The following is a 13,354-nucleotide window of genomic DNA, read 5'->3' on the forward strand; positions in this document are numbered from 1 at the left end:
GCCGGCGACCGGAGCGTTACTCCCAACGGATGACGTCGGCGCTCGCGGATAACACGAGCCACGGGCCCGAACGACAGCTCCGGCATGGACAACGGGTACGCGGTCGTCGACGTCGAGACCACTGGACTCTCACCCGGTCACCACCACCGCGTGATCGAGGTCGCCGTCGTTCACGTGGACGGGTCGGGCCGCCGGACCGACGAGTGGTGCACGCTCGTCAACCCGCGCCGCGACCTCGGCCCCCAGCACGTGCACGGCATCAGCGCTGCGGAGGTCCGCCGCGCACCGGACTTCGCGGGCATCGCGGGCGAGCTCGCCGCGCGGCTGTCGGGCCGGGTGCTCGTCGCGCACAACCTGTCGTTCGACCTGCGGTTCCTGCAGGCCGAGTTCGCACGGCTCGGCCACGAGCTCGTCGCGGACTCCGGGCTGTGCACGATGGAGCTCTCCGGCCGTTTCCTCGGCGCCTCGTCGCGTTCACTCGCCGCGTGCTGCTCGGTGGCCAACGTGCCGATGGGCACCGCGCACTCCGCGCTGCACGACGCGCGCGCGTCCGCAGGTCTGCTCGTGCGTTGCCTTGAGCACGTCGGGCATGTGGAGCCCGTACGTCTGGAAGTACCGCGCACGTCGAACACGTACGCCGTGCAGCGCAGTAGCGCACACGGGCCGGAGCAGCACTTCCTGGCGAAGCTCGTCCAGCTGCTGCCCCGCGCGGAGAACTCGTCGGGCGACGAGTACCTCGACGTGCTGGACCGTGCGTTGCTCGACCGGCACCTGTCGCCGGAGGAGCAGTCGGAACTGCTCGACGTCGCCCGCGCCCTGGACCTGGGCCTGCCCGAGATCATGGAACTGCACCGCGGCTACCTCTCCGCCCTCGCCGACGCCGCGTGGGAGGACGGCCGGGTGACCGCCGACGAGGAGGCCGACCTCCGGCTGGTCGCGGCACTGCTGGGCGTGGACGTCACCGAGGTGCTGACCAGCGAGCCCGTGCGGCTGAACCTGGGCGATCTCGTCGTCTTCACCGGCGAGATGCGCGAGCCGCGGGACGTGTGGGAGAGGCGGGCGTCGTCGGCTGGGCTGACCGTGAAGGGCGGCGTCACCAAGCGGACGGCGCTGGTGATCGCGGCGGACCCGGACTCGTTGTCGGGCAAGGCGGACAAAGCGCGCACGTACGGCATCCCGATCGTGTCGGAGGACCTGTTCGCCGGGCTGCTCGGTGAGCTGACGGGGAGTGTGCGGTGATCGGGCACTTCGTGCTGGAGGAACGCGAGGACGTGCTGGCGGAGATCGCGGAGATCAGGGCCGCCCGCGAGAAGCGCGTCGAGGAGCAGCGAGCGGAGAACGCGTCCATCGTGCCGTTGGCGTGGCCGGTGCGGGCCATGACGGAGGCGATGGCCGGGCATCCGGCGCTGCGCCGGCGACGGGTGGAGGGCGCCGCGTGAACGAGGTGAAGCGGGTCGCCGACCTGATCCAGGAACGCAACCGCGTCGACGCCGCGCTGTCCGCGTGCATCCGGCGGCCCGCGTTGACCGGGCACCTCGGCGACTGGATCGCGGCGCAGATCTTCGGGATCGAGCTGGGGCTCGGGGCCAAGGGCGTCGACGGCACGCTGGCCGACGGCCGGACCGTCAACGTGCGGTGGAACCTCAAGCGCGACAACCTGCTGGACCTGCGTGACGGCGGGCCGGACGTGTACCTCGTGCTGAGCGGGCCCAAGGCGCTCGCCGAGAGTTCGCGTGGCGCGACGAGGCCGATGGTCATCGATGCCGTGTACCTGTTCGATGCCGCTGCTGTCGTGGGGGAGCTACGCGCGCGTGGACGCAAGGTCGGCGTGGCGTCGAGTGTGCGCGAGGAGCTGTGGGACGCCGCGGAGGTCTATCCGCGGCGCAACCCGTCGTTCGTGCTCACCGAGGAACAGCGGGAGTTCCTGGCGTTGTTCGGCAGTTAGTCGTCCGCGTGCAGGCTGTGGCCGTCCCAGGTGAACCGGACCGTCGTCACGGCGTCGTCGCCGTCGGTGCCGGTGGTCAGCTGGTGGATCGCGATGCCGGTCAGCTCCTGGTAGTCGCACCACTCGTGGTCCGAGGTGAGCACCAGGTCCAGGTCGAAGTTGACCAGCAGCTCCAGCAACTGACCGCGGTTCGTGGCGTCGACACCGACGAACACCTCGTCCAGCAGGATCAGACGTGGTGCCGTTGGCGTGGCGTGGTAGTGAGCTGCTGCTGCGGCGAAGAGGGGGAGGTGCAGCACGATGGCCTTCTCTCCGCCGGAGAGGGCGCCGTGGACGCGTTTGGTCACCGGCACCCAGCCTTCGCCGCGGTCGACCTTCACGACGAACTGGTGCCACGTCGTGTAGTCGAGCACCTGGGCCAACTGCTGCTCCCAGCCCGTGGCGGTGTCGTGAGCGCGTGCTTCTTCTACACGCTCGCGGAAGAACTGGTGCAGCGCAGCGCGTTCCGAGGCGTCGAGGTCCGTGCGCAGCAGTAGGTCGCGGGCTTCTCGCGTGCCCGGCGGCAGCTGGGGGTCCACCTGCCAGTCGAGCTGGACGCGGATGCCGGAAGCGGTCTGCACGCGCGCCAGGCGGTGGTTCATGGTGTCGACGAGCTCGGCGGCGCCCTGGATCCGTTGCGCCAGATGCCTACGCGTGTCGCCGGTGAGGGTCTGGTCGAACAGGTCGCGTTCGGCGTCGGTGATGTGTGTGCGCACGCGGTCGCGTTCGGCCTGGAGGGCTTGCAGTAGGGCGTGTGCGCCCATGCGCGCGCCGTCCAGGGACGCGGTCAGCACCGTGATGTCGTCGTCGGGGTCCAGCGACAGGTCGATCCGGCCCGCCAGTTGTTGCTGGGCGTCGTGCACGGCCACGCCCAGACGGGACTCGGAGTCGCGGATCAGGCGCGGGTCCACGGGGCCGTCGGGCACGTCGCCGGCATCCGAAGGCAGGTGCGCGGACGTGAGGTGGCGATAGCGGGCGTCGGCGACCTCGAACGCGATGGTGGCTTCTGCGGCGCGTGCGTTGTCGTTCTTGCGCTTCTCCTCCAACGTACCGAGGGTGCGCGCTAGGCCCGTTTGCTTGTCCTGCAGCAGCTCGCGGTCTTCGGCCAAAGCGAGTGCCTTGGTGCGCAACGTGATGAGCTGCTGGTCGAGAGCGTGGAACTCGGAGCCTGCGGCACGCTCGACGGTCTCCAGCGTGATCGCCAGGTCGGCGGATTCCTGCTGACGCGCTGCGGCGGTCTCCTCGGCTTCATCGGCCAGAGAGCTGCTCACGGACGCACGGTTGCCCGCCTCAACTGAGAACGACTCGGCGGCCAACGCGTCGTGGCGGTCGTCCAACCAACGATGACCCACGGTCCGGAACGACGTCACGGCGTCCATGTCGGGCACGTCCGCGACGGTGAGCGCGGAGAACGCCGCCTCGGCCTCGGACACATGCCGGGTGGCGGCTGCCACGGCGTCTTTGCGCGCCGCACACCGCAACTGCGCCTTGGTGCGCTGTTCCTCGGCGATCTCGATCGGGTCCGTCGACGGCTGCCGCGCCAGCTCGCCCGCCAGGGTGGCGCGGCGTACGGCGATCTGCGACAGCGCCGCGTCCACTCCGGACAGGTCGGTCGCCAGCTGCTCGATCAGGCCGGTCAGCTCGGCGATCCGGCCCGCGCGGGCACGTTGGCGGGCGACCTCGCCGATGTAGGTCGGCACTTCCTTGGCCCAGCGCCCGTGGTTGTTGCCCACGCGCCACGTCCCGTCCGTCCCGACCGCGGCGACGTGGCCGGTGGCCGTCTCGCCGAACGCGACCGTCTCGAGGAACTGGTAGCAGCGCTCGTCCTCGGTGACGAGGACGTCCAGCAACGAGCGGCCGGGAGCGGGACCGGCGAGCAGCGGTTCGGCGAAGCGGTCCTGGTCGGAGAGGCCGAACGAGTTGCCCGGCGTGATCCACGCGTCCAGCAGGCCCGAGGCCTCCAAGGCGGCTTCCACGGAGGCGCACACCTCCGGTGGCGTGCCCTGGCGGAACTGGACCAGTCGCCACAGAGGGGCCCCTGCGGCGTGCGTGCGGTAGTCGGCGTCACGCGTGTACGGCGCCGGTGGCGGCACGTCGACCTGGTTGGCGAGCTTCTCCCGGATGGAGCGGTACTGCGAGAGCTGCCCGTTCAACGCCGTGCGCGTCTCGTGCAGCCGTGCCTCGATCGCGCTGAACTCCTCGCGGGCGAGCGCGGCGGCCTCGACGATCTCGCTCTGGTCGGACACCTGCAGCTCGGAACAGCCGTGCGCCCACGTCTCGAAGTCCGCGCCGAACTTCGCAAACGCTTGCTCGAACGTGTACTGAGCAGCGATCTCGGCGTCCAGGGCGAGGTCGAGCTCCTCGCGCGTCTCCTCCAACCGTTGACGTGCGGCGTCCCGTGCGTCGACTGCTCGCTCATGCGCGGAGACGGCACTCATGAGAGAAGAGATCTCTGCAGTCCGTGAGTCCACAGCGGCCGAGAGAAGCTCACGGCTCGCACGTGCGTCCGTGCTCGCGTCGATCTCCTCGAACACCGACGGCATGCCCGCGAACTCCGCGGCCGCCTGCGCTTCCGCGACCGAACGACGCAGGTCGTCCGCGCGAGCAGCAGCCTCGGCCTTCGCCTGCGACGCGTGTTCCTCGTCCGCGACGGCACGCGCACGGAGCTTCGCGGCGTGTGAGGCCGCCTCCGACGCACGCAAGGTCGCCGCGGAGAGCTGCTGTCGCAACAGGTCGAGCTGCTTGCCCTCCTGGTACGCGGGCAGGTCGGAGATGCCGGCGATCTCGGCGTCGACCGCGCTCGCCTCCCGCCCCAGCGCCGCGAGCTGCTCGAACGCCTCGTCGGTCAGGGTCACCTGGCGCTGGAAACGCCGCTCGCTCATCCGTGCCGCACGCGTCGCGTCCTCGAGGTTCTCGGACGCGGTCGACAACGTGAACGCCGCCGCGCCCAGCACGCGCTGCGCGTAGACGCGTTGCACGTCCGCGAGCTTTCCGGCGGTGATGATCTCCTCGTCGAGGCGCCGCAGGTCCTCGCGCTGGCGGTCGAGCCGCTCGAAGCCCTCGGCGATCTCCGTGAGGTCGGACTGGTCCAGCGGCGGAAGAGCCTTGGACAGCAACGACGACAGCACGCTCGGGTCGAGCCGCTCGGACAGCTTCGGCGTGCGCAGCTGCAGCAACGCGGTGATCAACGAGTCGTACCGCTGCTCGGTCACACCGGGGAACAACGTCGTGCGCACCGTGTGCCGGTAGTCGGCCGGTGAGGCGTGCACGACGCCATAGTCGCCCATCGCCTCGATGAGGTCCGTCTTGGTCAACGGCCGCCCGGCCTCGTTCACGAGGTTGAGGTCGCCGATGCGCAACGACGTCGTGAAGTAGTTGGCGATGACGTTGGACGTGTTCGTGGTGGCCTGGAGCCGCGCACCGCACGTGAACCACTCGTCGCCCTGCTGGAACTCCAGCCACACGTACCCCACGCGCGTGCTGCCCTGGTTGCCCTCGCCCATGAGGTTCCAGTGCATCGTGCGGTCCGCGCTGCCGAACGTCGACAGCCGGTGCGGGCGCAGGTTCGCGTCGAAGAGGTAGGGCAGCAGCAGCTCGAGCGCCTTCGACTTGCCCGTGCCGTTGGGGCCCCTGAGCAGCAGTCTGCCCTGGTAGAACGAGAAGATCTCGTCGTAGTAGCGCCAGACGTTGATGATCCCGGCGCGGCTGGGTTGCCACCGGTCAGTCATTGAGCTCCTCGACCGCGTACCGAGCTGCCGCGGGCAGCCTGCGAACGGTGCCGTTCTCCGTGCGCGCGAGCCCGAAGCTCTCGAGCAGCGCGAGCCCGTCCGCCGCCAGCCTGCCCGCACCGCCGTCCGACTGGTAGGCCTTGGCCCACGTGCGGAACTTGGTGAGCAGCTCGCGTGCTTCTTCGACCAGGTCCTCGACCCGTGCGGGACCTCGTGCCAGCCGGTCGAGCAACAACAACGCCGCGACCTTCGCGCTGCTGTCGTCGTCCGGAAATCTCGTGTCCGTGGCGATCGCGTCCGCGTCGACCACGAGAAACCCCTCAGCGCGTTCTTCCAGCGTGCACCCGGCGAGCCCGACGCCCGTCTGGACGACCTTACGTCCCGCGGGCGACGTGAGGAACGCGAGTTGGCTCGCGTTCAGGTCTTCCTTGTAGACGACGGGGTCGTCGATCAGCCGGCGCATCACCGAGTGCCGTTGCCAGAGGCTGCGGTGCGCGCTCTCGTACCGCGACTCGTGCGTGAGGTCCTCGATGCCGTCCACCGCGGACGGCGGGTTCGGTGCGGAGAGCAGGCGCGTGATGAGCGTCGGGTCCGCGCGCACCTGCACCTCGTCGCTCTCCAGACCGCCGTGCTCCTCGAGGAACGTCAGCACGTCGGCCAACGCGGACCGGTCGCTGCGCCGGTTCAGGTCGAACGGCGGCAGCTCCTCTGCCGCGGCGGCCAGCCGTACGCGCGTCGTCAGCGCATCGACCGTCGTCGTCGGAGTGGTCAGCAGCTCCGCACACACCAGGCACAGCAACGTGTAGCGCCGGCGGTCGAACATCGGACGCGTGCGGTCGGGCCGTTGCGTCGTCTTGAACAAACGCGCGTATCCGGCCCGTGGCTCGACGTGCACGCGCCAGCCGCAGTAGTAGTCGAACCACTTCACGATGGGCTCACGGCGCCGTCGGATGAGGTCGAAGCCGTCGTGGTCGTACACGGCCGTGAGCAGCGGACGGGCGAGCAGCAGCCGCACGCCCCGTGCCACCTCTTCGCTCTCCAGCCGTGCCAGCTGGTTCCCGGTCCTGCTCATCGGCTCTGCACGTCGATCACGTAGTCGGGCCCGCTCAGGGTGCCCTTCTGGGTGGTGATCGTCGCCCAGCCGCGGGCGTTGCGGAGGTTGATCTGCATCCTGCCGTCCGTGGTGCCGGCCGTGCGCGTGCCGGTGCTGTCCGGGTCGCTGCCCAGCGCCCTGCCGACGAGGTCGATCAGCCGGTGGAACGTGTCGTGGTCGAGGTTGGTGAGCGTGGAGATCCGCACCGCGCCGTCGGTCTGGATCTGGGACCAGGCGTGCTCGAGCTCGCGGCGTTCCTTCTCGGCCTGCTCGCGCCGGTTGCGGCGGACCTCCTCGACGTTGCGGACCTTGCCGGTGCTGCCGATGTGCTCCTGCTTGCCGGTCGCGCGCAGCTGCGGGGACACGGGAACCGGCGGCGTGTTGTGCCACGGCTCGCCGCTGGGCAGCAGTTCGCCGTCGGCGTGCGCGAGGTGGGCGTGGCGCGCGGGCCACAACCCGAACGCGGCGTGGAACAGCTCGTGCGCCTCGTCCTCGGTCTCGGTCCGCGCGAACCAGCGGGCGAGCGCCCGGAAGTCGGCCGCGGTGTTCGTCGGCCGCTTGCGCTGCTCGCTGATCCGGTCGAGCACCCGCAGCAGCTGCACGATCGCCTTGCGCGCCACGTCCTGCAACTCGTCGGCCCGCGCGAACCAGTTCCGCATGTCCGTCCATCGCGCCGTGCGCTGCTGCAGCCACGACTCGTCGCTCTGGAAGAGGTCGGCGCCGTTGCGCGCGCGGTCGAGGGTCTTGATGGCGTCGATGGCGTCGATCTTGTCGCGGATCTGCTGCTTGCGCGCGTCCAGGTCGCCGATGAAGTCGCGCAGGTAGGTGATCGTGGTGCGCTTGACGTCCTGGAACGTGGCCAGGTCGGCCTGCTCGTCGCGCAGCAGCCGCTGCAGGTCCGCGTTGAACCGCGTGGTGTTGGTCCGCAGCGCGTCGAGGTGGCCCTCGACCTCCATCAGCGCCGTGAACACGCGCCGGTCGTCCTGCGCGTTCTGCAGCTCGTCGAGCCGGTCGACGATCGCGTCGAGCACGGCGGTCTGCAACGACCCGCTGCTCGTGAGGGTCTTGAGCGCGTGCTGCACCCCCGCGAACGCCGCCTCGCCGAGCTTGGTGAGCCCGTGGCGCTGCTGCGTCACGTCGAGCAGACCCCACTGACGCAGCGCAGTCAGCGACGCCGTCAGCTCGTCGTCCGTCACCTGCTCGGACCAGCCGACCTCGCGGAGCCGTTGCTGCACGTCGTCGAGGGTGAGGGCGGTCTCCAGGCGCTCGTTCGCCACGCCGAACGCGCGAAGCACGGCTGTGTGCAGCTCCGCGTGGTCGGTCGTGGTGAAGCGGAACAGGTCCGCGGGCACCGGGGGGAACGTCGTCACCTGTGTCACGGTAGCGGGTGGCGGTACGTCCTTAGAGTGACACGGCTCCGCCGTCCGGAGGCCGGGCCGCCGGGGAGGGTCGGTCGTGCCGGGCGACGCCCTCTCCGCGGCGATAGTGTGACCATCCGCTGTCAAACGAATGCGGAGTGTGGTCACGGATGGGGCGGTTCGGGAAGCTCGCGGGCACGCTGATGCTCGTGGTCGGTGCGGGTGCCTGCGCGGGCCCGGTCAAGAATCCGGCCGGGCACCCGGCGCTCGAGTTCGCCACGGCGGCCACGCCCGTACCCGCCAAGTACACGGCGGTGCCCACCTGCCGGCAGATCGAGCAGAGGGTGCCGGGACTGCCGAGGTTCCGGTTCGGCAACGAGGACGCGCCGCCGTACATCGACCTGTTCACCGGGTGCGAGTTCCAGAAGATCCCCGACTACCCGAGGATCGGTCTCGAAGTCTCGGTGTGGACCGGAGGATCGGGCAGGACCAGGGCGCGCGAGCGGTTCGCCGCGTCGTCCGACCCGGTCGACGACGGTGCGGCCGACGTGGGTGTCGGTGACCAGGCCAAGTAGCAGAACGACGTGGACCGCGACAACTGCTCCCTGGTCGTCCTCGACGCCAACGCCGTGCTGGTGCTCCGGAACAAGTCGGCCGACCGGATGAACCCCCGGTCCGAGGAGTGCCGGGGCAGGCTGAAGGAGCTGGCGCCGGTGTTCTTCGCCGCGGTACGACCGTGACTGCCCGTCGCCAAGCCGTGGAGGCGTGGTCTCGGGCTTCAGCGGATGACCTGATGTGGTGAAACGCGCCACGCCGTGATCCACCGCGCTGCCCCGTTGCGCCGATCGGGCTAACCTCCGGCCGTGCGGACGAGGTTGACCCCCAGGCAGCAGGTGGTGGTGGCTGCCGGGCGTCCGTTGCCCCAGCTCACCGACCCGCTGGAGGTCGAGCTGCGGGTCAGCGCGTTCGCCGGGCTGTACGCGCGCGACGAGGAGTTCTGGGAGGGCGTCGTCGCGCACCTGCGGGAGGTGCCGAGCCGGCGCAGTGCGGCGTTGCTGACGGCGCTCGGGCACCTGCTGCCGGGACGGCCGGGGATGTGGGCGCGGGAGGCGGCGCTCGAGCAGCCGAGGCCGCGGTGGGATCTCGGTGGCCTGACCTTCGGCGAGTGCTGGGTCGGCGACCGGTCCGTCGACGCGGGCTACCTGGCGTTGCTGTGCGGTTATGCCTACGGGGACGAGCGGCACGCCGTCGTCTACATGGTCGACGAGATCAGCGGCAGCCTCACCCGGCACGCGTTCCTGACCCGGCAGGTCGACGACGCGCTGGAGCGGCTGGGGCAGCAGGTGCGGCTGGAGCCGATCACGCCGGAGGCCGCGCACTGGTTGCTCAGCCGCAGCTACGACCGGTTCGAGCGGCGGCCGGGGCTCGGCGTCAGCGAGGACGTGCACCAGACGCGGTTGCTGGTGCGGCGGCGCATCGCCCTCGCGCTGGGTCAGGTCGGCACGAACGCGGGCAGCACGGCGTCGACCTCGTAGCCGCCGTCGTCGGTGGGGCCGGCGGTGAGGGTGCCGCCGACCATCTCCACGCGGCCGCGCAGGCCCAGCAGGCCCTTGCCGGACCGGGGTGGGGCCGGGTCCGGTGTGGACGCCGGGGCGGCGTTGCGGATGACGGCGCGGACGGTGCTCGGTCCGCAGTGGATGGTGATCTCCGTCTGGGCGCCGGGGGCGTGCTTGTGCACGTTGGTCAGCGATTCCTGGACGACGCGGTACATCGTGCGGCGGACGGCGGGGGAGACGATGTCGGCGTTGCCGTGCTCGGTCAGGGTGATCTCCAGGCCGGTGGCGGCGGAGTCGGCGACCAGGCTGGACAGGCGGTCGGGCAGGACGTCCGGGATGCGGGCGGCGCGGCCGGAGCGCAGGACGCCGACCAGGTCGCGCATCTCGGTCAACGCCTGGCGGCCCGCGGTGCGCAGCTCCTCGGACGCCTCGCGCACGCCGTCGTCCTTGGCCGCCATCCGCAACGCGCCGGCGTGCAGCACCATCAGGTTCAGGCGGTGGGTGACGACGTCGTGCATCTCCGCGGCGAGCCTGGTGCGTTCATCGGCGCGGGCGCGTTCGGCGAGCAGCTCGCGTTCCAGCTCGGCCCTGGCGGTCAGCGACTGGGCGAGACGGCGGCGGGTCTGCAGGTAGAGGCCGGTCAGCCCGGCCACGGCCACCCCGCCGAGGCCGAGCGGCCACGACTCGCGCCAGGTGTCCAGTGCCGCCACGAGCAGCACCGGCACCAGGTCCTCCGCCCGCGTCACGCGGGTGACGATACTGCCGGATTTGTGCCTTGGATCACCTACTCCAGCAGGGGATAGTCCCTACTTTCGCAGGTGGCGGGCCGTGCGGTTTCCGCCTGCCGGACGCCGGTGTCCGGTTCCCGCGTCAGTCCTTTCGGAACAGCGCCGTCCAGAGGAACGACTTCCCGAACGACGGCGACGCCGCCGGCTCCTCGGTCATGCGGCGCAGCTCCACCTCGGTGAGGTCCTGGAACACCCAGCGCAGGTCGGCCGGTCGGTAACCGACCCCGCCCGCCAGGCTCCCCTGCCGGTACAGGTCGGCGTCCGGCGCGGCCGTGCCCTCCTCGTCGGTGAAGCAGGTGAGGGCGAAGTGGCCGCCGGGTTCCAGCACGCGGTCGAGCAGCGCGAGGTAGGAGATCCGGCGGTGCGGCGGCAGGTGGTGGAAGCAGCCCGAGTCGTACACGAGGTCGTACGAGCCCTTGGTCGTGAACGCGTCGCCGTGACGGAACCGGACGTCGAGACCCTCCGCGCGTTCCGTCGCCCACGCGATGGCGGTGGCCGAGATGTCCACGGCGTCGACCTGGAAACCGTTGCGCGCCAGGAAGATGGCGTTGCGACCGGGTCCGCAGCCGACGTCGAGCGCCCGGCCGGGTGTGAGCAGGCCGCGGTCGAGGTAGCCGGCCAGGTTCTCGTCGGGCTTGCTCACGAAGAACGGGACCTCGCGCGACCGGTCCGCGTAGAAGGCGTCCCACCAGTCGCCCGCCCCGGCGGTCCAGCGGTCGGCTCCCGGCGCGAACAGGCCGTCGAGCAGGGTCAGGACGTCGTCGGTCGTGCGGATGTTCCGCTGCACTCGAACCCCCAGGTCAGAGAGGTTCGATCCTACCGGCCGGAGCGGCGCCCGGTTGCGCTCTCGTACGGTGTATGGGTGCCTTGACCTCATGATCTTCTGACTCCACCACCGCGACCTCGTTCGTTTCCGGCTGTGGGGAGTTCGCCTTGTCAGGTCAGCTGACGCTCAAGAAGATCACCAAGAGGTACGGCCACCGGCGCGTGCTCGACGACGTCTCGCTGACGGTCCGTCCGGGCGAGAAGGCCGGTGTCGTCGGGGAGAACGGCTCCGGCAAGTCCACGCTGCTGCGGATCATCGCGGGACAGGACCCGCCGGACGACGGCGAAGTGGTCGTCCACGCACGGGGAGTCGGCTACCTCGCGCAGGTGCTCGACCTGCCCGGCGAGGCGACCGTCGGCGACGCTGTCGACGCCGCGCTCGCCGAGATCAGGTTGCTGGAGCGGCGGATCGCGACGGCTGCCGAGGAAGAGCAGCTGGACGACCTGGGTGAGCTGCTCACCGCGTTCGAGCTGCGCGACGGCTACGCGGCCGACGCACGGGTCGAGGCGGCGATGTCCGAGCTCGGCGTGGCGTTCGCGAAGGACCGGATGCTGGGCACGCTGTCCGGCGGCGAACGCGCGCGGCTCGCGCTGGCGGGCGTGCTTTCCGCCCGCCCAGAGCTGCTCCTGCTCGACGAACCCACCAACCACCTCGACGACCAGGCGTTGGCCTGGCTGGAGAAAGCGCTCCAAGACCACCGCGGCACGCTCGTCGTGGCGACGCACGACCGCCTGCTGCTGGAACGGGTGACTACCACGATCGTCGAGGTCGACAACCGGACGGTCACCCGCTGCGGCAACGGGTACGCGGGCTACCTCGCCGGGAAGAGGGCGGCGCGGCAGCGGTGGGAGCAGGCGTACGCGGAGTGGGTCGCCGAGATCGGACACTGGACGCGGTGGCGCGGCACGACGGCCCACCGCGTGGCGCCCGGACGTGCGATCCCGGACCACAACAAGTGCAAGTACAACGGCGACGGCCGCCGTGTGCAGGCGTCGATCCGCACTAGGGTGCGCAGCGCGTCCGAACGCCTGGAACGGCTGCGCGACAACCCGGTGCCGAAGCCGCCGGAACCGTTGCGCCTCAAGGCGACGCTGGACGCGGCGATCCGCGAGGGAGCGGTGCTGGAGTTCGGCGACCTGACGATCGAGGCGGGACGGCGGTTGCTGGTGACGGGACCGAACGGTGCCGGCAAGTCGACGTTGCTCGACGTGCTGGCGGGCGTGCGTCCGCCGGAACGCGGCACGGTCGTCCGCGCCGGACGGATCGGGTACCTGCCGCAGGAAACCGTTGTGCGCCAACCGGAACGAACGATCCTCCAGGCCTTCGGCGGAACGGCCGAGCAGCTGAAAGACCTCGGTTTGTTCCGCGCCGAGGACTTCACGGCACCGGTCGGTGCGCTGTCGGTCGGGCAACGGCGGCGGCTCGCGCTCGCCCAGTTGCTGCGGCAGGAGTTCGACGTGCTGCTGCTCGACGAACCGACCAACCACCTGTCGCTCGCGCTGGTGGAGGAGCTGGAGGCCGCGCTCGACGACTACCCCGGCGCGGTGGTCGTGGCGTCGCACGACCGGTCGCTGCGCGCGAGGTGGCAGGGGGAGGAGCTCAGAACGGCCGGTAGCAGTCGAACGTCTCGATCGAGCTGATCAGGCCGTCGCGCGTCTCGACGAACTGCGCGATGTGCGCGGTGAGCTCCTTGCCGTCGCGCAGCACCCCGGTCCACGTCAGGCGGAGGATCGCGGTGTCGCCGGTGACCAGGGCGGAGTGCACGTCGTACTGCTGGCTCGACAGCAGGCCGACGCCCTTCTCCGACGCGGCGAGCATCTCGTCGAGGGACGAGCGCGCGCCGTTCGGCTTGATCAGGTTCGGGTGTTCGACGGTCATGGCGTCGGGCGTGAAGTGACGGCGCAGGTCGGCACCGTGCGTCCCGGCTTCGAGCGCGCGGTGCAGTGCGGTGGCGGTTTCGGCAGGAGTCATGTCCACAACCATAGTTGTACAACCTTGGTTGTCAATGTCAGGATGCGCGG

At 70.6% G+C, this 13,354-nt stretch carries 13 protein-coding genes; 7 read left to right on the plus strand and 6 right to left on the minus strand.

Annotation, left to right across the window (positions count from 1 at the left end; all coding sequences use genetic code 11):
• The first annotated feature begins 84 nt into the window (after nt 1-84).
• Genes ACFWV3_RS37775 through ACFWV3_RS37785 form a run of 3 tightly spaced genes read left to right on the plus strand, consistent with a single transcriptional unit; the run spans nt 85 to nt 1,945 of the window.
• Nucleotides 85-1,239 (plus strand): exonuclease domain-containing protein, encoded by a 1,155-nt coding sequence (locus ACFWV3_RS37775; RefSeq protein ID WP_382418721.1) that lies wholly within the window; start codon nt 85-87, stop codon nt 1,237-1,239.
• Nucleotides 1,236-1,439, plus strand: a complete 204-nt coding sequence (locus ACFWV3_RS37780; RefSeq protein WP_382418722.1) for a DUF6218 family protein — start codon at nt 1,236-1,238, stop codon at nt 1,437-1,439. Before ACFWV3_RS37775 ends, ACFWV3_RS37780 begins: the two co-directional genes overlap by 4 nt.
• On the plus strand, nt 1,436-1,945 hold the full coding sequence (locus ACFWV3_RS37785) for a hypothetical protein (RefSeq protein WP_382418723.1): 510 nt from the start codon (nt 1,436-1,438) through the stop codon (nt 1,943-1,945). The genes ACFWV3_RS37780 and ACFWV3_RS37785 overlap by 4 nt, the downstream gene beginning before the upstream one ends.
• On the opposite strand, the gene ACFWV3_RS37790 is transcribed toward ACFWV3_RS37785, so the two are convergent.
• The 3 genes from ACFWV3_RS37790 to ACFWV3_RS37800 are packed head-to-tail and all read right to left on the minus strand — an operon-like array spanning nt 1,942 to nt 8,175.
• The gene (locus ACFWV3_RS37790) at nt 1,942-5,712 is read right to left on the minus strand and encodes an SbcC/MukB-like Walker B domain-containing protein (protein ID WP_382418724.1); all 3,771 of its coding nucleotides are present in this window, start codon (nt 5,710-5,712) and stop codon (nt 1,942-1,944) included. The two genes, ACFWV3_RS37785 and ACFWV3_RS37790, sit on opposite strands and share 4 nt — an antisense overlap.
• Nucleotides 5,705-6,784: a TIGR02678 family protein gene (locus ACFWV3_RS37795; protein ID WP_382418725.1), complete on the minus strand. Its 1,080-nt coding sequence runs from the start codon at nt 6,782-6,784 to the stop codon at nt 5,705-5,707. The genes ACFWV3_RS37790 and ACFWV3_RS37795 overlap by 8 nt, the downstream gene beginning before the upstream one ends.
• The gene (locus ACFWV3_RS37800; protein ID WP_382418726.1) at nt 6,781-8,175 is read right to left on the minus strand and encodes a TIGR02677 family protein; all 1,395 of its coding nucleotides are present in this window, start codon (nt 8,173-8,175) and stop codon (nt 6,781-6,783) included. Before ACFWV3_RS37800 ends, ACFWV3_RS37795 begins: the two co-directional genes overlap by 4 nt.
• 158 nt (nt 8,176-8,333) lie before the next feature.
• On the opposite strand from ACFWV3_RS37800, the gene ACFWV3_RS37805 reads away from it, so the two are divergent.
• From ACFWV3_RS37805 to ACFWV3_RS37815, 3 genes are all read left to right on the plus strand, one after another.
• Nucleotides 8,334-8,738, plus strand: coding sequence for a hypothetical protein (locus ACFWV3_RS37805; RefSeq protein WP_382418727.1), 405 nt, complete (start codon nt 8,334-8,336; stop codon nt 8,736-8,738).
• A 9-nt stretch (nt 8,739-8,747) separates the two neighbouring features.
• Nucleotides 8,748-8,903, plus strand: coding sequence for a hypothetical protein (locus tag ACFWV3_RS37810; protein ID WP_382418728.1), 156 nt, complete (start codon nt 8,748-8,750; stop codon nt 8,901-8,903).
• Nucleotides 8,904-9,026: 123 nt separating this feature from the next.
• Complete coding sequence (locus ACFWV3_RS37815) at nt 9,027-9,698, plus strand: hypothetical protein (RefSeq protein WP_382418729.1); 672 nt, start codon at nt 9,027-9,029, stop codon at nt 9,696-9,698.
• Here ACFWV3_RS37815 and ACFWV3_RS37820 read toward each other — a convergent pair.
• Together ACFWV3_RS37820 and ACFWV3_RS37825 are read right to left on the minus strand one after the other, a co-directional pair.
• Entirely contained in the window at nt 9,656-10,465 is an 810-nt protein-coding gene (locus ACFWV3_RS37820; protein ID WP_382418730.1) for a sensor histidine kinase, read from the minus strand. The two genes, ACFWV3_RS37815 and ACFWV3_RS37820, sit on opposite strands and share 43 nt — an antisense overlap.
• A gap of 124 nt (nt 10,466-10,589) precedes the next feature.
• Nucleotides 10,590-11,294, minus strand: coding sequence for a class I SAM-dependent methyltransferase (locus ACFWV3_RS37825; protein ID WP_382418731.1), 705 nt, complete (start codon nt 11,292-11,294; stop codon nt 10,590-10,592).
• Nucleotides 11,295-11,440: 146 nt separating this feature from the next.
• Here ACFWV3_RS37825 and ACFWV3_RS37830 point away from each other — a divergent pair, with 146 nt between their 5' ends.
• Nucleotides 11,441-12,973 carry an ABC-F family ATP-binding cassette domain-containing protein gene (locus ACFWV3_RS37830; protein WP_382418732.1) on the plus strand — a complete coding sequence of 511 codons (1,533 nt, stop codon included), beginning with the start codon at nt 11,441-11,443 and terminating at the stop codon, nt 12,971-12,973.
• Here ACFWV3_RS37830 and ACFWV3_RS37835 read toward each other — a convergent pair.
• Nucleotides 12,933-13,304 (minus strand): nuclear transport factor 2 family protein, encoded by a 372-nt coding sequence (locus ACFWV3_RS37835; protein WP_382418733.1) that lies wholly within the window; start codon nt 13,302-13,304, stop codon nt 12,933-12,935. The genes ACFWV3_RS37830 and ACFWV3_RS37835 overlap by 41 nt on opposite strands.
• Between the last annotated feature and the right edge of the window lie 50 nt (nt 13,305-13,354).

The organism is Lentzea sp. NPDC059081, assembly GCF_042738015.1.
GTDB lineage: Bacteria > Actinomycetota > Actinomycetes > Mycobacteriales > Pseudonocardiaceae > Lentzea.